Origin of the sequence: Inquilinus sp. KBS0705 (genome assembly GCA_005938025.2) — a bacterium.
Taxonomy (GTDB): Bacteria; Bacteroidota; Bacteroidia; order Sphingobacteriales; family Sphingobacteriaceae; genus Mucilaginibacter.
The window spans coordinates 258,236-281,607 of sequence record VCCI02000001.1 but is presented as its reverse complement, the minus strand read 5'-3'; the positions used below and the strand labels follow the sequence as shown (position 1 = coordinate 281,607).

The window sequence follows — 23,372 nt, the reverse complement described above, 5'->3', positions numbered from 1 at the left end:
TAAATTAAATAATTTTCGAGATATTTATTCCGTTTATACGCAGGATGAAAATAATAACCACCGAAGAATTTGCCAAAGCCACCAAACTGGATAAGCTGAAAATGCCCGGTCTTGCATCCTTGTTGATGGAACTGATGAAAATTAACCAGGTAAATGAGTTGTTTGCCCAGGCACAGCCCAAACAAGGCCCCGAGTTTGTTGATGCCATTTTAAAAGGCTGCGGCATCGAAGTTGAATTCGACGAACGTGAGTTACGTAACATACCCAAAGATGGCAGCTTTATTGCCATTGCAAACCACCCCTACGGCGGTATAGAGGGTATGGTACTATTAAAGATATTGTGCATGGTAAGGCCCGATGCTAAACTGATGGCCAACTTTCTGCTTAAAAAGATACCCAACCTTAGCGATTACTTTATTGCCGTAAACCCGTTTGAAAATGTAGAACACTCGTCAAGCATAAGCGGCCTAAAAAACACGCTTGAATTACTGCATAACGGAACGCCTATAGGCATATTCCCGGCTGGCGAGGTATCCACCTTTAAGTTAGAGCAAAAAGAGGTTACAGACAGGCTTTGGCACCCTGTAGTAGGTAAGATAATAGCTAAGGCTAAAGTGCCGGTGGTGCCTATTTATTTTCATGGCAATAACGGTTTGCTGTTTAACCTGCTTAGCATGATACACCCTGCCTTGCGCACGGCTAAACTACCATCAGAGCTGTTTAATAAACAAGGCGAAACAATTAAACTGCGTATTGGCAAACCCATAAAGGTTGAAGATATCCCCGACAATACCAACAGCACCAAAATATTAAACTATCTGCGTGCCAAAACCTACGCATTAGGCGCAGGGCTTGAAGAGGAAAAGAAGATATTTAACCCGCGCAATCTATTTAAAATTAAAAAGCTGCCCGAGGCCATTGTACCCGAAACTACCGCCGACAAGCTTGAAAAAGAGATAGCCCCGCTGCGTGAGAGTTACAAAGTTTGGACCGAAAAGAACTACGAGGTGTTTATTACCCCTACTGCTATGATACCTTGTACCATACGCGAGATAGGCCGCCTGCGCGAGATCACTTTTAGGGAGGTGGGCGAAGGTACCAACAAGGCTACCGACCTGGATGAATACGATATTTACTACCATCACCTGTTTATTTGGGATATGGAAGCCAAAATGATAGTCGGTGCGTATCGCATAGGCCTGGGCGACGAGATATTTTACGGTGTTGGTAAAAAAGGCTTTTATATAAATGAATTATTTAAGCTAAAGGAACAGTTTACGCCTGTACTTAAAAAAAGCCTTGAACTTGGCCGCTCGTGGATACGCAAAGAGTACCAAACCAAACCCCTGCCCCTATTTTTACTGTGGAAGGGCATTTTAAAATTCTTGATAGATAACCCCCGCTACCGTTACCTGATAGGGCCTGTAAGCATCAGCAACTCCTTCTCGCAGTTTTCTAAATCACTGATCGTAGATTATATTAACCGTAACCATTTTGACCACGATATGGCGCAGTATGTAAAGCCGCGCAAGAAGTTTAAGGTTAATTTTGAAAATATAGATACCGACCTGCTACTATCGGGCGGTGATAGCTTTAAAGGGTTGGATAACCTGATATCGGAAATTGAGACGCACAACATGAAGGTGCCCGTGCTGCTGCGCCAATATATCGCGCTTAATGCCAAAATCATCAGCTTTAATATCGACCCTAAGTTTGCCGACTGTCTGGATGGTTTCCTGGTGCTTGACCTGCAAAAAGTACCTGCGGATATATTAGAGAAACTGGGTAAAAACCTGTAGGATATCTGCCATTGATTAATACTTTATCTTAAACCGTTTTAATGCGGTATAAAGCACCCAAAGTGGGCTAACGAGTACTAATTCGGCCGTAGTTTTTAACGATTGCCTTTTAGCTTCCATTTGGCTACCTATATACAGGCCGCCCAAGGCAAACAGTGTTATCAAGCAACTTAATATCCATAAGGGTATGCCGCCGGCTTGTTGCCATCCGGCAAGCCTCATTACCCCGTAGCTAAACACCATTAGCACAAACAGAAAGAAATAAGACAAAAGAGGCGATAGTTTAAGGTAAAAGTATACCGCGAACGCTATAAAAAACGATGCCCAGTTAAAATACACATTGTAAGGCCCCATAAACTGTAAATTAGGGAATGGCAAGCCCCAGGCTATACCAAACAGGCCAAATACCAACAAGGGCACACATAACCAGGCCAGCAGGCGGTTGGTTGGGTTTTGGTGAGTATCGTCCAGGCGCTTAAAGTACACCTCTATAGGGCGCAATTCTTCTGTTGGAGTAAGTTTTATTTCTTTAAAATTTGATTTAGCCATGGTCCTAAAACAAAAAAGCCCTCTCCTTGAGGAGAGGGTTTGGTGAGGCTTTTAATTATTTAGCAAATGCTACCGAGCGGGTTTCGCGTATTACGGTCACCTTTATCTGGCCAGGGTAGGTCATTTCTGTTTGTATACGGTTTGATATATCTGCCGCCAGTATTTCCGACTGTGCATCAGATATTTTTTCGCTTTCTACTACAACACGCAGCTCGCGGCCGGCCTGTATAGCGAATGTTTTTTCGACGCCAGGGTACGATAATGCAAGCTCCTCAAGCTCTTTTAAGCGTTTAATGTAACTTTCTACCACCTCGCGGCGTGCACCCGGCCTTGCGCCTGATATAGCGTCACACACCTGTATGATTGGCGACAGCATTGATGTCATCTCAACCTCGTCGTGGTGGGCGCCAATGGCGTTACACACTTCGGGGTGTTCTTTATATTTTTCGGCCAGTTGCATGCCTAATATAGCGTGCGGCAGTTCGGGGTTATCATCAGGTACTTTACCAATATCGTGCAATAAGCCCGCGCGTTTGGCCAGTTTTACGTTAAGGCCTAATTCGGCAGCCATAGTAGCGCAAAAGTTAGCAACCTCTCGCGAGTGCTGCAACAGGTTTTGCCCGTATGACGAACGGTAACGCATACGCCCCACCATTCTTATCAATTCAGGGTGAAGCCCGTTGATACCAAGATCGATAACGGTGCGTTCGCCTATCTCTACAATTTCTTCCTCTATCTGCTTTTTAGTTTTGGCTACCACTTCCTCAATACGGGCAGGGTGTATACGGCCATCTGTTACCAAACGGTGCATAGCCAAACGGGCAATCTCGCGTCTTACCGGGTCAAATCCCGATAGGATAATAGCCTCAGGGGTATCATCCACAATAATTTCTATACCGGTTGCTGCTTCCAGCGCGCGTATATTACGTCCCTCGCGACCAATAATGCGGCCCTTTATCTCGTCGTTCTCTATATTAAATATTGATACGGTGTTCTCAATGGCACTTTCGGTAGCGGTACGCTGTATGGTTTGTATAACTATCTTTTTAGCTTCTTTGGTAGCGGTTAGCTTGGCTTCGTCAACAATATCTTTTATTTGCGCCATAGCCTTGCTACGTGCTTCTTCGCGCAGGTTATCTACCAGTTGGTTTTTAGCATCCTCGGCCGATAGGCCAGCTATGGTTTCTAACTGCTGCACATGCTGATTTTTAAGTATATCAACCTCTTCTTGTTTTTTAATAACAATTTCGGTTTGCTGCTCCAGCTTTTTGCGTACACCATCAATCTCCGCTTCTTTACGGTTTAAGTTCTCCAGTTTTTGGTTAAAGGATTGCTCCTTTTGTTTAATACCGTTCTCGCGCTGGTTAAGGACGTTGTTTTTAGCATTTATTTCCTGCTCATGTTCAGCCTTCATTTGCAAAAACTTTTCTTTTGCTTCTAAAAGGCGGTTCTTCTTTAATATCTCGGCGTTGTTCTCTGCCTCTTTTAATATCTTTTTTACTTTGTTTTGGGCGCCAATTTCCTGGTCTTTAAAAAGTTTCCTCAGCAGGAAACGACCTATGACTATGCCGGTGGGGACACCAACAAGGAGCCCAATAATCAGGTATAAGAATGTGTTCATCTTTTAGGTTATATAAATAAAAAAACCGCAACTAAACTTCTAAGTGTCATGTATTGTTAAAACTTCTGGTCGGATGGTTAGGAATCACGGGTTACCGTAAAATTCACGATCAACGCATGCCTCTTTGATCCGTAGATATTGAAGCGTTAAGTTTTTAATAGTGAAACTTAAAATTTAACTGCGGTTAAATCTTAATAATGCTCTGTTTGTATGTATAAGAACGTTATTGTTTAGAAAAAAATTCAGTCAGCAAATGATCTAAGTGATAAACCTTTTCCGATACTTCAGAATCATCTGTAGTTACCTTTTTATCTGCCTTTAATGATGATGTTGCATAATGCAGCACACACATCGAAAGCAGATCCTGTTTATCCCTAACCGCATAATTTTCCTGATACTCCTTTATGCGGTCGTTTATCAGTTTGGCTGCCCGTCGTATAATTTCTTCCTCTTCCATGTTTACCTTTAAGGGGTAAACTCTGTCAGCAATATTTATTTTTATTGAGATTTCTCCCATTTGAGCTTTTCACTTTTTGTATTACTTTTTCAGCAATACAATACACTTATCTATTTCCTGCACAAAGTCGTTAATTTTTTGCTTAATGTCAACACTTTTTTCATTTGTTTCTGAAAACGACTTTGCCAGCTTCAATACACGAAGCTTCTCCTCAAGGTCTTTTGTTTTGTTTGTACTGGCTTTAAGGGCCACGTTTAATGCCTCGCTTTCCAGTTTAAGCAGGTCATTTTCTTCCTGCAAAGCAGCACAAAGCTCAATCAAGCGCTCGGTTTTTTCTACAACTTTATTTAATTGTTCTGCTGTTGAGGCCATTTATTAAAATTCTAAACTCTAAATACTAAATTCTAAAAAAGTAAACACTAAACTCTAAGTTTCAGAGGAAACTAATTTTAGAGTTTAGAACTTAAGTTTTAGAATTTACTTCCTTATCTCCGCTCCTGCTTCCTTGCCTAAATTATAAATTAATTTTTGCATCAGGGCATCAATCGCTTTATCTGTTAAAGTTTTTTCGGTGTCCTGCAAAATAAAGCTCAGCGCATACGATTTTTTACCCTCCGGCAGTTTATCGCCCTGGTAAACGTCAAATACGTTCACTTCTTTTAAAAGCTTTTTATCGGTTTTTACCGCTATTTGTTTTAACTGGCCAAATGATACCGATTTATCTATTAACATACTCAAATCGCGCCTTACGGCAGGAAATTTTGATACTTCCTGGTAAATAATAACATTTTTGCGAACCAGCTTTAATATCGCGTCAAAATCAAAGTCGGCATAAAACACTTCCTTCTCTACATCGGCCTTTTTTAAAGCTGCTGGCGCAACCGAGCCAAAGCTCACCAATACTTTACTACCGCGAAGGTATTGCAGGCCGTAGGTAAGCCCGCTGGCGGTTGTATCGTCTACTGTGTAATCAGTAATGTTTAGTTTTTTTAGTAATCCATCTACTATCGCCTTTAGGTTGTAAAAGCCGGCGGCGGTTTGTTTGTGATTCCACTGCTCGCCGGCGATAGCTCCCGTCATGAAAACCGAAAAGCGTTGCGCTTCAATATATTTACCATCTACGAAGCTGTATATCTTACCAAATTCGTAAAGTTTTAAATCGGCAACACGGCGGTTTTGATTGTAAGCGATAGCCTCTAAACCCGAAAACAACAGGCTTTGGCGCATTACATCCAAATCGCTGCTTAATGGGTTCACTATTTTAACGGCGTGTTCGGGGGCATCAGAGTAGCTAAGCTTGGTTAACGAATTAGCCAATATCTCGTTAAAGCCGTTAGCACTTAGTATGTCTGATATATGGTTTTGCACAGTATCCTTTTCAGGCCTTACCGAGTTATTTAGCGATGCCCGTATCTGCGTAGGTATCTCAATATTGTTATACCCGTAAATGCGCAATATTTCCTCCACCACATCCACATCGCGGGTTACATCTACACGGTATGGGGGCACTTTTAGGGAAATACCGTCTTCGGTCTCATTCACTATGGCTATATCCAATGCGGTGATGATGCTTTTGATAGTATCCTTGCCTATGGCCTTACCTATCAGCCTGTCAATGGTTTTGTAGGTGATCTCTACCTCAAACGGCGCTACCGGTGCCGGGTAATGGTCAAATATCTCTGACGATACCTTGCCACCTGCTACCTGCTGTATAAGCAAAGCCGCACGTTTCAAAGCAAAAACGGTCATATTCGGGTCGGTACCGCGCTCAAAGCGGAATGACGCATCAGTTTTTAAGCCGTGCCTTTTAGCCGTTTTACGTACCGATACGGAGTTAAAGTAAGCGCTCTCTAAAAATATACTTTTTGTAGCCGTGCTAACGCCCGATTTGGCACCGCCAAACACACCCGCAATACACATTGCCTCATCAGCATTGCATATCATTAGATCATCGGCGCTTAGTTTGCGGTCTACATCATCAAGCGTTTTAAATATGGTTCCTTCAGCTACATTCTTTACAATAACCTTGTTACCGGTTATAGCGGCGGCATCAAACGCATGTAGCGGCTGGCCAAGTTCGTGCAAAACATAGTTGGTAACATCTACAATGTTATTAATACTGCGCACGCCTATTACAGCTAAACGCTCTTTTAACCACTGCGGTGATTCCTTTACCTCTACACCTGATATGGTCAGTCCTGAATATCTTGGACTTGCTTGTTCATTTTCAACAACTACCTCTATTTTACTATCGGTATTATCTACTTTAAAAGCCGATACATCCGGTTTTTTGATGCCCAGCTTCAGGAACGCGGCAATATCGCGCGCGGTACCCAAATGCGATGCGGCGTCGGCACGGTTAGGCGTTAAGCCTATCTCGTACATATAATCATCGTTCAGTTTAAAGTAGTCATTAGCGGCTGTGCCAACGGGGGCATCGGCATCTAATACCATAATGCCATCGTGGTCGGTACCCAGGCCTATTTCGTCTTCGGCGCATATCATGCCTTCAGACACCTCGCCGCGTATTTTTGATTTATTTATTTTAAACGGCTCGCCTATTGTTGGGTATACAGTAGTGCCTACCGTGGCTACCACTACTTTTTGACCGGCGGCAACGTTTTTAGCACCGCATACTATAGATAGGTCCTCTGCCCCACCAACATCAACCGTAGTTAAATGCAAATGGTCGGAGTTTGGATGATCTATACAGGTTTTTACATAACCGATAACCAAACCCTCCAGCCCACCGGGTACGGCCTGTACTTTCTCCAGGCTCTCTACCTCTAAACCGGTACCGGTTAATATGGTCGACAGCTCTTGAGGAGTTTTATTGGTATCTATAAATTCTTTAAGCCAGTTGTAAGATATCTTCATTATAACGGCAAAGATAGGATTTGGAGGCGAAAGATGTTATTTCGAATTACGGATTTTCAATTTCGGATGGTGGAACTACACTTTTGGCCTTTTTTATCTGTTCGGTATCTGCAGCCAGTGTAAAGCCAAACTCGGCTCCGTGGCCTAATGTGCTTTTTGCCCATATGGTACCATCATATTTTTCTATCAGATCTTTACAAAAAACCAGGCCCATGCCGGTGCCTACTTCGTTTAGTGTACCCGGGCTGCTGATAAGTTTGCTTTTAAACAGGCTGTTAAGCTGTTGCGGTGTCAAACCCATGCCATGGTCTTTCACACTAAAGTCTATTTTTTCGCCGTCGATTATTTTTGCCGATATTTCGATAATGCTGTTCTCGTGAGAAAACTTAATAGCATTGGTTAAGTAGTTATGAATAACTATGCGGATAGAATTTGGGTCAGCCAAAACAATATGGCCTGAGTAAACGGTATTGACTGGGGTAATGTTTTTTCGCTTAAGCTGATCTTCCAGATACACCAGTTCCTGTTTTACCAGGTCGCACAGGCAAAAGCTTTTGGTAGTTATAATAACATCGTCAACCTGGCTATTTATCCAAAACAACAGGGTGTCCAAAAAGTCGGATGTGTGCCTTAGCTTACCGTATACCACAGGTACCATATCAGAAAATTCGGCCTGACTGATATCCTTTGTGGTAATTAACGAAAACATGCCCCTTAGAGTGCTAAGCGGTGCGCGGAGGTCGTGCGCTAAAACAGATATCAGGCGATCTTTTAAAATATTCAATTCGTTTAACTTGCCTGCCTGCACCCTTAAATCGGCTTGTTGCTTTTGCACTTCGTTGTTTTTTTGGGTTATTAACTTGTAAGCCTTAAGCTGCTTGCGTTTGGCATTATAATAAAAAACAAGCATGGTGGCCATTATTACAATTATTGCAGCGTATATAAGGTTAGCAGTTGTTTTTTGAGTTATTTTTTGTTGCAGATATACCTCTTTTTGTTGCTGAAGGCGTACGGCAGCTGCCTGGCTTTTTTCAAAATCTAAAGCCATATTATACGACACGAGCTTCTGTACGCTTTCGCTGTTTTTAAGGCTATCGGTTAGGGCTACATATAACTGGTGCTGGCCATATGCTTTTTCAAACTGTTTTAACCCAGCAAAGGCTTTGCTTACCTGCAGGGTTGCATCGGCCTTGGCATTAATACTGCCCAGGTCGTTAGCCATGGTTTGTGCCAACAAGGCATTGCTTAAGGCTTTTTTATAATTAGTTGTCAGGTTGTAAACCATGGCAAGGCCCAGGTAAGCATATGCCTTGTTATATTTTATCTGGTTTTTTGATGCCGATTGTAAAGACAGGTTAAGAAAATAAATAGCCGAGTCGGGCTGTTTAGTATAATAATGGTATAAGCCAAAGTTGTAATAAATAAGGCTTATACCTTCCTGATCGCCCAGTTTATGGTAAATTGCCGATGCCTGCCTAAAGTGCGCAAAGGCCGCTTTATAATCCTTATTGTCCATCAGCACTTCGCCAACGTTTTGGTAAATGGTACTAATCCCTTGCAGGTCGTTTTGCCGCTTCCATATTTTTAGCGCCTTATCAAAATAAATGAGCGCTTTATCATTTAGCTCCAGGTGTTGCAGTACTACACCAATATTGTTATAGTTATCTGCTTCGGCCAGTTCGTCTTTATATTCAATATCAATTTTAAGCGATTTAAAATAGTAATCAAGCGCCTTGCTTAACTCGCCCTTATTATCGTAAGTAATGCCCATTATGGCATAACAGTGGGCAATATCAAGCCGATTGCGCAATTTTTGGCGGATGCTTAGCGCGCGGTTAAAAACAGCTATGGCGCTATCGTAATTGCCCAGGTAATCCTGTACACGCCCAAGACCTATATACGCTTCGCTTACGCCTGCCTGGTTATTAACCTGTTGATAAAGCTGTGCCGCCTTGTTAAAATTGCTTTGCGATGCTTGATATTGACTTTTAAAGGTATTTACCAGCGCCAGTTGTATATAGGCAGCGGCCATGCCTTTTTTATAATCAATCTGTTTTGCAATCCTTATGGCCTCGTTGGCATAATACACTGTACTATCCGGCTGCGATTCAAAATAAGCTTCGGCGAGTTGGTTTAGGCGATTAACAGCGTTAGTATCGGGGTATAATACCGCTGGTGCAATCTGCTTTTTTAAACTATCAATTGCAGGGCTTTGCTGCCCAGCCAATACCCGTGTACAGGTAAGGGTGATAATGACAAAAAAAGCAAATGAAGGTTTCAATAGTAGTTAAATAATGATCGGGTTTAAAGTTATGAGTTTATATCATTAAACAAAAAAGGAGAATTATATATCAGATATACCATCCTTAATGCCGCAAGCTGCCAAAGTAGCCAACAAAAAAGATCGCCTGTAATACAGGCGATCTTTTTTGTTGGCGGCAACCCTTAACGGGGCTTACAATAAATTTTTCCAACTTACCAGATCGCCTATTATCTTGTCCAGTTGGTCGGCGGCTACGCGCTCCTGGGCCATGCTGTCGCGGTGGCGAATGGTAACGGTACTATCCTCTAAAGTTTGGTGATCTACCGTGATACAGAATGGCGTGCCTATAGCATCCTGGCGGCGATAACGCTTGCCGATGGCATCTTTTTCTTCGTATTGAAGGTTAAAGTCAAGCTTCAATTTATCCATTATCTCGCGTGCTTTTTCGGGCAAACCGTCCTTTTTGGTCAGCGGAAAAATGGCTGCCTTTACCGGTGCCAGGCAAGGGTGCAGGCGTAATACGGTGCGGCTATCCTGTCTTTCTTCGGTGCTTAGGTCTTCTTCCTCGTAGGCGTTTATCATGGTCAGCAAAAACATCCTGTCTAAACCTATCGATGTTTCTATAACATAAGGGATGTAGTTACCATAAGGTTTACCATCCTCGCCCAATTCCGGATCAAAGTATTGCATCTTCTTGCGCGAGAATTTTTCATGCTGGCTAAGGTCAAAATCGGTACGGCTGTGTATACCTTCTACCTCTTTAAAGCCAAAAGGGAACTCAAACTCAATATCGTAAGCCGCATCAGCATAGTGAGCCAGTTTAGTGTGTTCGTGGTAGCGGTATTTGGCAGCGTCGGTACCTAAGGCAAGGTGCCATTTAAGGCGGGTTTCTTTCCATTTATTAAACCATTCTTTTTGCGTGCCGGGGCGAACAAAATACTGCATCTCCATTTGCTCAAACTCGCGCATGCGGATGATGAACTGACGGGCGATAACCTCGTTACGGAAAGCCTTGCCTATTTGTGCAATACCAAAAGGTATCTTCATCCTGCCCGATTTTTGCACATTAAGGTAGTTTACAAATATACCTTGCGCAGTCTCGGGGCGCAGGTAAACCACGTCTGCATCATCGGCAACGGCACCCATCTGGGTGCTGAACATCAGGTTAAACTGGCGTACTTCGGTCCAGTTTGCGGTGCCGCTTAGTGGGCATTTAATATTATGTGCTATGATCAGTTCGCGCAGGCGGGGCAGGTCTTCGGCCTTTAGGGCGTTGTCCATTTCTATCTGTAGTTCTTCCGCTTCGCTGGTTTTGCCTTCTTCGTCGTACTTGGCTATCTTATCCTCAAGCAGTTGATCGGCACGGTAGCGTTTTTTGCTGTCTTTATTATCAATCATTGGGTCGCTAAAGCCATCAACGTGACCGCTTGCTTTCCAGATGGTAGGGTGCATAAATATGGCCGAATCTATACCGACAATATTATCGTGCATCTGCACCATGCTTTTCCACCAGTAGGTTTTCAGGTTGTTCTTTAATTCCGATCCGTTTTGGCCGTAATCATAAACAGCGCTAAGGCCGTCATAAATTTCACTGGATGGGAAAACAAAGCCATATTCCTTGGCGTGCGATATAACGTTTTTAAAAAGTTCGTCGGTTGAATTACTCATAATAGGGGCAAAGATACAATTTAGGCAGAAAGGTAAAAGGCGAAAGGTAAAAGCTTTATGGGAATGTATGCAAAAGCTAAGGCGTAATGGCGGGTCTGTCGAACCACTCACCAATACCCTTTGACAACCTAAGAATGACAAGCCGTCTAAAATTTCTTTCGTATTTATCGGCTGTCGGTCTTTTCCGACTAAATTTCTACATTTGAGGCATGAGTATCCGCGTTGAGGGATTAACAAAAATTTATGGTGAACAAAAAGCGGTGGATGCCATATCATTCAGCGCCGAACCGGGTGTATTGGGCTTTTTAGGCCCTAACGGTGCCGGTAAAAGCACTACCATGAAAATGCTTACTTGCTTTATACCGCAAACAGCAGGTACTGCTTCGGTTTGCGGGTTTGATATTAGCAAACAGCCATTAGATGTTAAGCGCAATATTGGCTATTTACCGGAGAGCAACCCGCTGTATTTGGATATGTATGTAAAAGAATCGCTCGCCTTTGTAGCGGGTATACATGGTTTGCATGAACCTGAAAAACGTATTGCGGAAGTAATTGAACAAACCGGGCTTGGGCCCGAGCAGCATAAACGCATAGGCCAGCTATCAAAGGGTTACCGTCAGCGCGTAGGCCTGGCACAAGCTATTTTGCACGACCCGCAGGTGCTGATATTGGACGAGCCCACATCGGGCCTCGATCCTAACCAGTTGATAGGCATACGCCAGCTGATACTGGACCTGAGTAAAACAAAAACTATTGTGCTATCAACGCACATCATGCAGGAGGTAGAAGCTGTTTGCGGCCGGGTAATCATCATCAATAAAGGCAAAATCGCCGCTAATGATACCCTTACAAGTTTGCGAAGCAGAAACGGCAATAAAACGCTGGAACAAATATTTATTGAATTGACCAACATTAGCCACTAATTAAATAAACTATATATTGAAAAAGACACTAATGATCATTTTGCTTGTAACAGGGGCAATAACGGCATCCCTGGCACAAACGAGCAGCTCTTCCAAATTTAGCATCAACTTTGAAGCGGGTAAGCCCGTGGGAGAGGCCAGCAACTTTTATTCTTCTGTCATAGGCGGATCGCTAAAATATCAAACGCCGATTATAGAAGATGGAACCTTCTTTACGGCATCGGCTGGTTACAGTGTTTATTACACCGCCGCCAGGTACGAACACATGGGTATCGAACCATCATTCGGTTTTATACCAGTTCAAGCAGGCGTTAAGGTTTACCTGTACAAAGGGTTTTTTATGGGTGTTGAAGTTGGCGATGTTATTGCCACTGCCAGCGGCTTTGATAATAAATTCGCATACTCGTTACACACCGGGTATTCTTTTAAAAGGATGGAAATAGGCGCTCATTATGAAAGTTGGGCTGGTAAAACCGTGCAGTTAGCGCAAGTCGGCGCTTATATAGGCTACAGATTTTAAGATGTTAACTATGCCATTCAAAATAATACTCCCCGTATCACTGGTGTTGTTTGCGGCTTGCGCCAATGCCCAAACTACGGTCCAAAAAGCTTTTGGTGTGGGGCTTGAGCTTGGTGCGCCTTCAAATAGTATTTATACAATAGGTTTCGGCGGCTCGGGTAAGGCCGAGATGCCATTGAGCTCGTCTATCAGTTTAACATTTACAGCAGGATATACCAGCTTTTATTACAAAAATACGCTTATTGGCAGTGCATCAAAACAAACACCCGGTGGTTTTATACCGTTAAAAGCGGGATTGAAATATTTTTTCAGTCAAGGTGTTTATGTAGAGGCCGAGGGTGGCGATGTAATAGAGACCAATTACGACAAGCACAATTTATTTACTTATGCAGTAGGGCCCGGCTTTGTGATACCCGCCGGCAAGAACGCAGGCATCGACCTGGGCTTCCGTTATGAAAGCTGGGGTCGTAACCGTTTAAAACAAACCGGGATAAGAGCAGCTTACAGGTTTGGATGGTGATATCCTCCCCGTGTCATTGCGAGGCACGAAGCAATCTCCCGATATGTAAGACTTATGCAATGTTCAGAGATTGCTTCGTACCTCGCAATGACGGTTTGAAAAACGCAATGACGATTTAAAATAATAAACAAATGTTCAGCATCCTCAAAAAAGAAATAACCTCGTACCTCAGTTCGCTGGTAGCGTATGTTACCATTGGCGTTTTTTTGCTGGTGCTGGGTTTGTTTTTGTGGGTATTCCCCGATACCAGCATACTGGCCTATGGCTATGCCGGGTTGGATAGCTTGTTTAGCACTGCCCCTTATTTGTTTATGTTTTTGGTACCGGCCATTACCATGCGCTCTATTGCCGAAGAGCGCCGCGAGGGTACTTTCGAGCTGCTGCTCACTCGCCCCTTAACCGATATTCAGATAGTATTAGGTAAATACTTTGCAGGCGTGTTGGTAGTGCTGTTTGCGTTAGTGCCTACACTTGTTTATTATTTTAGCGTTTACACGTTAGGCACACCACAGGGTAATATCGATACCGGCGCGGTAATAGGCTCATACATCGGTTTGTTTTTATTAGGGGCGGCCTTTACAGCTATAGGGCTTTTTGCATCTTCGGTAACTAAAAACCAGGTGATTGCCTTTACTATCGCCGTTTTCCTTTGCTTCTTTTTTTATAGCGGGTTCGATTCGCTTAATTCTATATTATCACTGCAAGATTTGGGCATCAGCAGCCTTGGTATTACCCAACGTTACGAGTCGGTTAGCCGCGGGGTGTTAGATACCCGCGATTTGGCTTACTTCCTTATCCTGTGTACCCTGTTTTTGTGGTTAACGCTGTTTGTGCTACATCGCCAGCTTAAAAAGAAGTTTATTAACACCGTTTTTCTGTCGGTTTTATGTTTGATGATATTTTTTGGGGTGTTTTCTAACTGGGCCTTTACCCGTTTTGATTTTACAAAAGAGAAACGTTTTACCATATCGCCAATAAGCCGCAATGTAATGGATAGCCTGCTGCAACCCATAAAGGTTACCGTTTATTTACAAGGCGATAACTTCCCGGGGGGTATGAAAAGGCTGCAAACATCTGTGCGCGATATGTTAACCGATCTGCAAGCCTACAGCCACCGTAAACTGCAATTTGAATTTACCGATCCGCTTAAAGGCCTATCGCAAGACGAACAGAAAAAAGCCTTTGAAGACCTGCAGGCGCAGGGCATAGAAGCGCAAAGCCTAAGCGTAAAAACGGATGATGGTGTATCGCAAAAGGTAATATTCCCTTTTGCCTTGGTTACATATGGCGAAAAAAGCATCCCCGTAAAACTGCTTGAATCGCAAAGCAACATGAATTTATCCCCAGATGCGGTGTTGAACAATTCTATCCAAAACCTGGAATATGCCTTTACATCAACTATTAAAAAGATTACCTCGGGTGGTAAGCAGCGTGTTGGCTTTACCGAGGGGCATAAAGAATTGACCGACCTGCAATTAAATGATGCCATGCGGTCATTAGCCGATGGTTATTTGGTAGGCCGCGTAGATCTGAACACCATACCACCGGATAGTTTAAATAAAATAAGCCTGCTGGTAGTGGCTAAACCATCCGCAGCATTTACTGAATTAGAAAAATTTAAAATAGACCAGTATATTATGCGTGGCGGCCGCGTGTTATGGGCCATTGACCAGGTAAATGCCGAATTGGACAGCCTGAAAGGACACGGAGGCGAACAATTGGCCTTTAATAAAGAGCTTAACCTGGACGACCAGTTATTTAGCTATGGCGTACGCATCAATTACGACCTGATAGCAGATATGAACTGCTCGCAAATACCGGTAACTACGGGTAACGCGGGCGGGCAGGCTCAAATACAAATGCTTCCCTGGTTGTTTAACCCGGTTTATCTGCCATTATCAAAACACCCAATTGTTAAAAATCTGGATGGTATAACCAGCCAGTTTGCCAGCAGTATCGATCTGTTGGACACTAAAAATGTGGAGAAAACCATCCTGCTTACATCATCGCCATACAATAAAAAAATAAGCACCCCGCATATGTTATCGCTGCAGGCATTGCAGGACGAGCCAAACCCCAAGGATTTTCAAAGCGCGCCAAAAATTACCGGGGTATTACTGGAGGGTAATTTCAGGTCTGATTTCAGGAATCGCCCGGTACCCGAGGGTTTAAGCGGTCAAACAACCATTATCCCCGAAAGTAAAGCCACTAAAATGATAGTACTGAGCGATGGCGATATCCTGAAAAATCAAATAGGGTCTGATGGTTCGCCATTCCCATTGGGGTACGACCGTTACACGCAGCAAAGCTATGGCAACAAAAACCTGCTGCTTAACATTGCCGATTACATGACCGATGATTCGGGGCTGATCTCGTTACGTTCTAAAGAGATACAAATTCGTTTGCTTAACCGCGCCCGCATACGTAACGAGAAGCTTTACTGGCAGCTGGTAAATAATATTGTACCCATTGCAATGGTGTTAATATTTGCTATTTTTCAACATTATATCCGTAAGCGAAAGTATGCTCATTAAATTTTATACTTTTGGTAGATAAACGTTAATATACTATGAGATTTATTGTTTCCACATCAACATTACTCAAGCAATTACAGTCTGTAAGCGGCGCTTTAAGTAACAGCACCGTATTACCCATACTGGAAAACTTTTTGTTCGAGATAAAGGACGGGAACTTAACCATTTCGGCAACCGACCTGCAAACCAGCATGACCACCTCGCTTACTGTTGAGGCTAAAGAGAATGGCCGTATTGCTATACCATCGCGCATATTGCTTGATACCTTAAAATCGTTACCGGAGCAACCGGTGGCGTTTTCTGTAGATGATAAAACCTTTGCTATTGAAATAAGCGCCGGCGACGGTAAATATAAACTGAGCGGCGAGAATGGTGAGGATTTCCCGAAGATACCGGTTGTTGAGAATGCATCGTCAGTAAACCTGCCGGCATCTGTATTGGGCGAGGCTATTAATAAAACCATATTTGCGGTAAGTAACGATGAGTTACGCCCCGCCATGACAGGAGTTTACTGCCAGTTAAGCAGCCAGCACTTAACCTTTGTAGCTACCGATGCCCACAAGCTGGTACGTTACCGCCGTTTAGATGCCAAAGCCGATAGCACTACATCGTTCATATTACCTAAAAAGGCGTTAACCCTGCTAAAATCTGCCTTACCCGCCGATGATGTAAACGTATCGGTAGAGTATAACAGCACCAGCGCGTTTTTTAAGTTTGGCAACATTAACCTGGTATGCCGCTTAATTGATGAGCGCTACCCCGATTATGAAGCGGTTATCCCTAAAGAAAACCCTAACAAGTTAAGTATAGACCGTTTGGCGTTTTTAGGATCGCTTAACCGCGTGGCTATTTATGCTAATAAAACTACCCACCAGGTTAGGTTAAAAATAAACGGCAGCGAACTGAATATATCATCAGAAGATATTGATTTTGCCAACGAAGCGCACGAGCGCTTAAGCTGCCAGTACGAAGGCGATGATATGGAAATTGGCTTTAACGCCCGTTTCCTGATAGAAATGCTGAAAAATTTAAGCTGCGAAGAAGTATCGTTAGAAATGTCGACCCCTAACCGTGCCGGTTTATTACTGCCACAAGGCGGCGACGAGAATGAAGATGTACTAATGCTGGTTATGCCGGTTATGCTTAACAGCTACGCATAGTTAGAGAATGGTGAATAGTGAATGGAGTTTAGTTAAACCATTCTCCGCTCACCAATCGCTATTAACACAAAAGTCCGGCTATAACCGGACTTTTTTATTGACCCGATAACAAAACCTATAATTGCAGAGTTATATAGCATCTGCTTGTTTATATGAATAGTAAATTACCTGTTATAATTGTTTTGGTACTGGCGCTGGGTTTTGCCGCCTGCAAAAAAAACGACGACGTGCCTGCTGATGACAACGGGTTGGTAACCGACCTGAATGTGGTAAACGCTACTGCCGACACACTTAATTTTTATATAAACGGTACACGTATAAACAATACATCAAGCCTTTACCCGCAAGGTGCAAGCGGCTATATAGGGGTACCCTATGGCCAGCAAAATTACCAGTTTAGGCGCATAGGCAGCCCTATTGTTTTGTTTACTAAAGCATTAACACTTGATACCTTACAAAGCTACACGTTGTTTTTAGCCGGCACTACCGATGAAAACACCTTATTAACTATAGATACAATAAAAAGTAACGACAAAACAGCAAGGGTGAGGTTTGTAAACACCACACCCGATATTGGCGCTTTAGATGTTACCGTAGGCGACACTGTAAAATTTAAAGCCAGGGCATTTAAAACCGCCACTGTATTTTTAAATGTAAACGCGGGTACAAAACGTGTACGCATATACAAGGCCGGTACGGCTACCTTACTAAGCGACGAAACAAGGATACTTGATGTAGGCGGCGTGTATACCCTATTTACAAAAGGGCGCACCGGCGGCAGCGGCGATGCAAAATTTGGTACGGGCTTAAACGTTAACAAATAACATGACCAATAAAAGTAAAAGCAGTGTATTACTGTATTTGTGCCTGTTTATAATAGGGGTAATGGTTATCCCTATGGCGAGCTCTTGTGGTAAAAGCGATATTACCACCTCAACAAACTCAAACGCGCAGTTACAAATATTAAACCTTAGTCCCGATTTGCAGGCTTTTAATTTATATGCCCTTTATTCAAAATTTAACACCAACCAATATACCTACCCGGTGCCCTCAGGGTATTTTTCGGTACCGGTTATTGATACCCCTTTTCAAATAAGGCCGGTGCCAACAAGCACAACAATAAGCTTAACTAACATACAAACCCTTAGCCAGCAGTTGCAGCCGCATGTTAGGTACTCGTGGTTTATAACCGGGTTAAAGGCCGATAGCTCTATTACAACAATTTTAACGGTTGATACCGGCAGCATACCTGCAGTAGGCCGCGGAAAGATTAGGTTTGTAAACGCGTCGCCAAACTCAACCGGGTTAAATTTAACCGCAAATGATACCCTGGCATTTAGCAAGGTAACTTACAAAAAAGTAACCGACTACAGAGAGGTTACCGCCGGCGATTATACGCTTAAATTCAGTAAAAGCTCGGCACCCACCACGGTACTAAAAAGCCTTGATGTAACCATATTGGATGGCAAATTGTATACTGTATTTAGTTACGGACTGGTGAACCGTGCTGATACCGCTGCTTTTGGCGGTGGTATATTGTTAAATACCGTACCCGAAACTACTACGCAATAGCATTACATCACAACCTTGTGTATGTTTCGTTATATAGTTTATCTTACTATTTTTGACTAAATTTTAAAAGCTTTGGAACTACTACACAGCCTTATCGACTTTATTTTACATATTGATAAACATCTGTCTGATATCATCCGCGATTACCAGGGATGGACGTATCTTATACTGTTCTTTATCATTTTTGCCGAAACCGGCTTTGTAGTAACCCCCTTTTTACCCGGCGACTCGTTATTATTTGCAGCAGGTGCGCTTATAGCCGGCGGCAATACCGGGTTAGATATTAACCTGCTTTGCGTGATATTGATCGTGTCGGCTTTTGCCGGCAATACGGTAAATTACCTGTTAGGCAATTACCTGGGAGCAAAGGTTTTTAAAGAAGAAAATAAAATACTTAAGCTAAGCTATTACCTGCAAACCAAGGCTTTTTTTGATAAGCATGGCGGCAAGGCAGTAATATTCAGCCGTTTTGTGCCTATTATACGCACCATAGCGCCATTTGTGGCCGGTGTTGGCCGTATGCCCTTTGCCCGTTATAGCCTGTACAATATTGTGGGTGGTTTGTTATGGATAGTGCTGTTTTTATATGGCGGTTACCTGTTTGGTAATGTGCCGTTCTTTAAAAATAACTTCTCGCTGGTAGCCATTATTATTATACTGCTATCGCTATTGCCGCCAATAGTGGCTTATATAAAAAGTAAGATGGGTAAAAAACAATCGGCTTAAACTGTAAAGCTATAATAGCGTACCCCAATTGTTGGCACAGCCAAATCATTTACCTATCGAATTATAAAATAATATTAAGCCACACACAATGCCTACAAGCATGTAAAGCCTGAAAAGGTTGTAAAGTAGATTATTGTAATAATGATTGTAAGCCACAGATGCGACAACAATATCTTTATCAAAAATGATGAATATAGCGCCGAAGTAAGCTATTAGTGCTACAACAAAATATTTAAAGTATTCATCAGCAACGGGGAACTGAGTTGAAAAGATGATTGAATATATCGATATAAAGAAAAATACATTTAAGATAGCTCCGTAAGCCATATGCCTGGATTTACGACTATAAGCAATATTAAATGGAGAATTTACAGATGCCCGATATGCCGAGACATTTAGAAATAAAAGTATCTTTTTAATGATACTCCATTCTTTTAAATTGATAGCTGAGTTTTCCATTGTTATTTTAAAACTAACACTTTTCCCGCCTTATACAAAGCCTCTTCCTCATTTATCTTTCGACTTTGCTTTTTGGTCAAAGGTGTTTTGATCAGCTTACCTAAATCGGGCTGCCCCGCATCTACCCATGCGGAAAACCAAAAGCTGCCAACGCTTAGTATAGATGCCCTCATGCGCCGCTGTACCATTCCCTTAAGTATTTTGTGGTAAGCACGGCTATAAGCTACTGAGTATACCTTTGCCTTCCGGTCGCCGCGCTGCTCCATCACATATTTTTTATCAGCCGGGAAACTGCGGTTAAGCAACCGCTCTATTTTTAAAACTGTATCCGCCGCTTTGTAACTACCTCTGCATATCTTGAAGGCCTCGTTTAAGGGGCTCTGCACGTACTTTGCCTTGCCAATGTAATAGTTGTAGCTGTTAGCAAACAACTCGGGCAGGCGGCTCTCCCATAGGCTGTGGATGCCTGTTTGGTTGGTCAGTTGCCCGTCGTAATTGCTGGTGAGGTGCAAAGGCGTGTAAGCATCGGATATATAGTGCCCTAAATTAGCCGATGTAATAAGGATGGCTGTGGTATCATGCGCTTTAAAAGCTTTAACCAGCCAGTAATAGTTGCTTTGTATGGCCCAGGGCACGGTGCCATACTTGTTCAGCGTGTCCGTCGAGTATTTGGCTGCCGCGTCTATCCAGCGTTGCGGCATATTTTTAAAAGGCTGTTTGCCATAATGGTCGGCATCAAAAAAATGGTGTGGTGCCTCCAGCGAATCTACATAGCGCTTTTTATCGGCGCTAACGGCGTGTTCGGTAATAAAATCGATATTGGCCCTGTAAAAACCCGCCATTCCCTTAGGCAACGTAAAAACCGCCAGCCTGTGTATGCGGTAATGCGCGAAAAAACCCCACGACGAGCAAAGGGTGATGATAACAATACCGGTGATACAGGTGAGCAGGGCGCGCTTCATTTGAAGGGTAAAGTTACTGTCTGAAACAGCATTTGAAGAATATTGGCATTAACAAAATGGGGCTTGAATCAACTTATGTAAATATTTAGTTGTGTAAATACCGATTAAGACATTATTTGCTTTAATTTGATTAACAACTCAACACGCTTAACTCAATACTCAAAACCAATAAATATGGATCGCAGGGAATTTATAACATCAGGCACTATACTGGCCGCCGGTATCAGCATATTGCCTTCGGGCGTAGTGTTTGGTAAAAATATGGATAAGATACGCATGGGCTACATAGGCGTTGGCCTGCGCGGTCGCGACCATATTGGCGAAGGCCTGCTGCGCGATGATGTAGAAATTGTAGCCATTTGCGATGTTGCCGAGCAAAGCTTAAACGAATGCCGCAAGCAATTTGTTAAAGCAGGCAAAAAACTACCTGCCGAATACACCGGCGGCTTAGATGCTTACAAGAAGCTTATAGAGCGTAAAGATATTGATGCGGTATTAATAGCCACTCCATGGCAGTTTCATAAAGACCAGGCTGTACACGCCATGCAGGCCGGTAAATATGTGGGCTGCGAGGTTATAGCCGGCTTAAGTGTAGAGGACCACTGGGAAATTGTAAAAACATCCGAGAAAACCGGTATGCCTTATATGACGCTTGAAAACGTTTGCTACCGCCGTGATGTAATGGCCGTGCTGAACATGCAGCGCCAGGGGCTTTTTGGCGAGATGATACACCTGGAAGGCGGCTACCAGCACAACCTGCGCGAGGTGTTGTTTAACGATGGCAAAGAGTATTATGGCCACGGTGTAGAGTTTGGGCCGAAGGCCATTAGCGAGGCCAGGTGGCGCACCCAGTTTAATGTGGATGTGAACGCCGATATATACCCTACCCATGGCGTTGGCCCGTTGATGCATTATGCGGATATTAACTATGGCAACCGGTTTACCAATTTGGTGTCGTTCTCATCAAAGGCACGCGGTTTGGCGGCATATGTAGAAGAAAAGGCCCCGGGTAACCCCAACGCTAAGATCAACTACAAAAACGGCGATGTGATTACCACCATGATCAACTGTGCAAACGGCGAAACGGTGCTGTTATCGCACGATACGCACCTGCCAAGGCCATACTCGTTAGGCTTTAGGGTACAAGGCACCAAAGGGCTGTGGATGGATGTGAACCGCTCGGTGTATATCGAAGGAAAATCGAAACGTAACGATATTTGGGACCCCGCCCAGGAGTGGTTTGATAAATACGACCACCCGCTATGGAAAAAGTACGCTTCTACCGCCGAAGGCGCGGGCCATGGTGGTATGGACTGGTTTGTATTTAACGCTTTTGTAGAGTCGGTTAAGCGCAAGGTGCAAACGCCAATTGACGTATACGATTCGGTAACCATGAGTGTGATACTGCCATTGTCAGAAAAATCGATAGCCGATGGAAACACTCCTCAGCAGTTCCCCGATTTTACAAAAGGTAAGTGGAAGGACAGGAAAAATACCTTTGCTTTAAACGACGATTATTAGGTTGGTTGATTAAGTTGAATGTTGCAAATAACTTAATCAACTATTAAAACCAATAAACTAATCAACTAAAATAAAAAAGCGTTTGCAAATTAAAATTAATCGGCCTATATTTGCATCCTTAAAAATAAAGAAAGAATAACAAAGCTATACGATGGCAAATCATAAATCATCCCTAAAAAGAATCAGATCAAACGCTGCGAAGCGTCTGCGTAACAGGTATCAGGCAAAAACCACCAGAAACGCTATCAAAAAATTAAGAGGTACAACAACTAAGGCTGATGCAACCCCTTTATTGTCTAAAGTGATTTCGATGTTAGACCGTTTGGCTAAAAAGAATGTTATTCACAAAAACAAAGCTTCTAACAACAAATCAAAGCTTACCAAATTTGTAAATGCTTTAAGCTAATAGCTTAACAACATACTTAAAAAGGGGATAATGCACATGCATTGTCCCCTTTTTTTGTGGATTTATTTTATATTAGATGCTGATAAACCTACACCGCAGCATTGGAAAATTACGATAATAAGATCGGTATAAAATCGTGGGCCGAAGAGGACCGCCCCCGCGAAAAACTAAGTGGCCAAGGCCGCCGTGCCCTAACCGATGCCGAACTTATTGCTATATTAATTGGCAGCGGCAGCCGTAATGAAAGTGCTGTTGAGCTAAGCAAACGCATCCTTCACCATTACGAGAACGACCTGAACAAACTGGGCAAGGCATCCATCAGCGAGCTATGCAAGTTTAAGGGTATAGGCGAAGCCAAAGCAATATCTATAATAGCCGCGCTTGAGATTGGCAGAAGAAGAGGCGACACCGAAATAAAAATATTAGACGAAGTAAAAAGCAGCCGCGATGCCTACAACATTATGCGCCGCCAGTTTATAGACCTTAACCATGAGGAGTTTTGGATTATGCTGATAGGCCGTTCATCAAAGGTGCTGGCTAAAGAGCTGGTAAGTAAAGGTGGCTTAAGTGGCACCGTTGCCGACCCGCGTATCATTTTCCACATGGCTATACAGCACCAGGCAAGCGGAATTATTATGATACACAACCACCCATCGGGTAATTTAAAGCCCAGCCGCGAGGACCTTTTACTTACCAAAAAAATAGCCGACGCAGGCCGTATGCTGGATATTAATGTATTAGACCACCTGATTATAACCGATAGCGGCTATTATAGCTTTGGTGATGAAGGAGTGCTTTGATTTTAGATTTTTGATGTACGATTTTAGATTTTGAC

The 23,372-nt window shown here is 43.1% G+C and carries 21 protein-coding genes; 12 read left to right on the top strand and 9 right to left on the bottom strand.

Annotated elements, in window-relative coordinates; all coding sequences use genetic code 11:
* Positions 1–44: 44 nt before the first annotated feature.
* Positions 45–1,799 carry a lysophospholipid acyltransferase family protein gene (locus FFF34_001310; GenBank protein TSD66067.1) on the top strand — a complete coding sequence of 585 codons (1,755 nt, stop codon included), beginning with the start codon at positions 45–47 and terminating at the stop codon, positions 1,797–1,799.
* A gap of 15 nt (positions 1,800–1,814) precedes the next feature.
* Here the strand turns inward: FFF34_001310 and FFF34_001305 are convergent, their stop codons facing one another.
* The 7 genes from FFF34_001305 to FFF34_001275 all read right to left on the bottom strand — a co-directional run bounded on the left by FFF34_001305 (position 1,815) and on the right by FFF34_001275 (position 11,234).
* Positions 1,815–2,348 (bottom strand): hypothetical protein, encoded by a 534-nt coding sequence (locus FFF34_001305; protein ID TSD66066.1) that lies wholly within the window; start codon positions 2,346–2,348, stop codon positions 1,815–1,817.
* Between the two features lie 55 nt (positions 2,349–2,403).
* Entirely contained in the window at positions 2,404–3,969 is a 1,566-nt protein-coding gene (gene rny / locus FFF34_001300) for a ribonuclease Y (GenBank protein ID TSD66065.1), read from the bottom strand.
* Positions 3,970–4,192: 223 nt separating this feature from the next.
* Positions 4,193–4,486 (bottom strand): cell division protein ZapA, encoded by a 294-nt coding sequence (gene zapA, locus FFF34_001295; GenBank protein ID TSD66064.1) that lies wholly within the window; start codon positions 4,484–4,486, stop codon positions 4,193–4,195.
* A gap of 21 nt (positions 4,487–4,507) precedes the next feature.
* A complete protein-coding gene (locus tag FFF34_001290; protein TSD66063.1) occupies positions 4,508–4,798 on the bottom strand; it encodes a hypothetical protein in 291 nt (96 codons plus the stop codon).
* A gap of 105 nt (positions 4,799–4,903) precedes the next feature.
* Positions 4,904–7,303: a phenylalanine--tRNA ligase subunit beta gene (locus tag FFF34_001285; protein TSD66062.1), complete on the bottom strand. Its 2,400-nt coding sequence runs from the start codon at positions 7,301–7,303 to the stop codon at positions 4,904–4,906.
* Positions 7,304–7,349: 46 nt separating this feature from the next.
* Positions 7,350–9,584, bottom strand: coding sequence for a sensor histidine kinase (locus FFF34_001280; protein ID TSD66061.1), 2,235 nt, complete (start codon positions 9,582–9,584; stop codon positions 7,350–7,352).
* A gap of 174 nt (positions 9,585–9,758) precedes the next feature.
* On the bottom strand, positions 9,759–11,234 hold the full coding sequence (locus FFF34_001275) for a glycine--tRNA ligase (protein TSD66060.1): 1,476 nt from the start codon (positions 11,232–11,234) through the stop codon (positions 9,759–9,761).
* Between the two features lie 209 nt (positions 11,235–11,443).
* Between FFF34_001275 and FFF34_001270 the strand changes: the two genes are divergently transcribed.
* From FFF34_001270 to FFF34_001235, 8 genes are all read left to right on the top strand, one after another.
* Positions 11,444–12,157: an ATP-binding cassette domain-containing protein gene (locus FFF34_001270; protein ID TSD66059.1), complete on the top strand. Its 714-nt coding sequence runs from the start codon at positions 11,444–11,446 to the stop codon at positions 12,155–12,157.
* 31 nt (positions 12,158–12,188) lie between these two features.
* On the top strand, positions 12,189–12,677 hold the full coding sequence (locus FFF34_001265; GenBank protein TSD66058.1) for a hypothetical protein: 489 nt from the start codon (positions 12,189–12,191) through the stop codon (positions 12,675–12,677).
* A gap of 10 nt (positions 12,678–12,687) precedes the next feature.
* Positions 12,688–13,197, top strand: a complete 510-nt coding sequence (locus FFF34_001260) for a porin family protein (protein ID TSD66057.1) — start codon at positions 12,688–12,690, stop codon at positions 13,195–13,197.
* Positions 13,198–13,328: 131 nt separating this feature from the next.
* A complete protein-coding gene (gldG, locus tag FFF34_001255) occupies positions 13,329–15,731 on the top strand; it encodes a gliding motility-associated ABC transporter substrate-binding protein GldG (protein ID TSD66056.1) in 2,403 nt (800 codons plus the stop codon).
* Positions 15,732–15,766: 35 nt separating this feature from the next.
* A complete protein-coding gene (gene dnaN, locus FFF34_001250) occupies positions 15,767–16,891 on the top strand; it encodes a DNA polymerase III subunit beta (GenBank protein ID TSD66055.1) in 1,125 nt (374 codons plus the stop codon).
* Positions 16,892–17,043: 152 nt separating this feature from the next.
* Positions 17,044–17,715 (top strand): DUF4397 domain-containing protein, encoded by a 672-nt coding sequence (locus tag FFF34_001245; GenBank protein ID TSD66054.1) that lies wholly within the window; start codon positions 17,044–17,046, stop codon positions 17,713–17,715.
* A gap of 1 nt (position 17,716) precedes the next feature.
* On the top strand, positions 17,717–18,463 hold the full coding sequence (locus FFF34_001240) for a DUF4397 domain-containing protein (protein TSD66053.1): 747 nt from the start codon (positions 17,717–17,719) through the stop codon (positions 18,461–18,463).
* A gap of 72 nt (positions 18,464–18,535) precedes the next feature.
* Complete coding sequence (locus FFF34_001235) at positions 18,536–19,189, top strand: DedA family protein (GenBank protein TSD66052.1); 654 nt, start codon at positions 18,536–18,538, stop codon at positions 19,187–19,189.
* Positions 19,190–19,234: 45 nt separating this feature from the next.
* Here the strand turns inward: FFF34_001235 and FFF34_001230 are convergent, their stop codons facing one another.
* Positions 19,235–19,648 (bottom strand): hypothetical protein, encoded by a 414-nt coding sequence (locus tag FFF34_001230; GenBank protein ID TSD66051.1) that lies wholly within the window; start codon positions 19,646–19,648, stop codon positions 19,235–19,237.
* Positions 19,649–19,650: 2 nt separating this feature from the next.
* Positions 19,651–20,610: a S1/P1 Nuclease gene (locus FFF34_001225; GenBank protein TSD66050.1), complete on the bottom strand. Its 960-nt coding sequence runs from the start codon at positions 20,608–20,610 to the stop codon at positions 19,651–19,653.
* A 174-nt stretch (positions 20,611–20,784) separates the two neighbouring features.
* Between FFF34_001225 and FFF34_001220 the strand changes: the two genes are divergently transcribed.
* From FFF34_001220 to radC, 3 genes are all read left to right on the top strand, one after another.
* Complete coding sequence (locus FFF34_001220) at positions 20,785–22,131, top strand: Gfo/Idh/MocA family oxidoreductase (GenBank protein ID TSD66049.1); 1,347 nt, start codon at positions 20,785–20,787, stop codon at positions 22,129–22,131.
* 151 nt (positions 22,132–22,282) lie between these two features.
* Complete coding sequence (locus FFF34_001215) at positions 22,283–22,537, top strand: 30S ribosomal protein S20 (protein TSD66048.1); 255 nt, start codon at positions 22,283–22,285, stop codon at positions 22,535–22,537.
* Between the two features lie 101 nt (positions 22,538–22,638).
* The gene (gene radC, locus FFF34_001210) at positions 22,639–23,337 is read left to right on the top strand and encodes a DNA repair protein RadC (protein TSD66047.1); all 699 of its coding nucleotides are present in this window, start codon (positions 22,639–22,641) and stop codon (positions 23,335–23,337) included.
* Positions 23,338–23,372 lie beyond the last annotated feature (35 nt).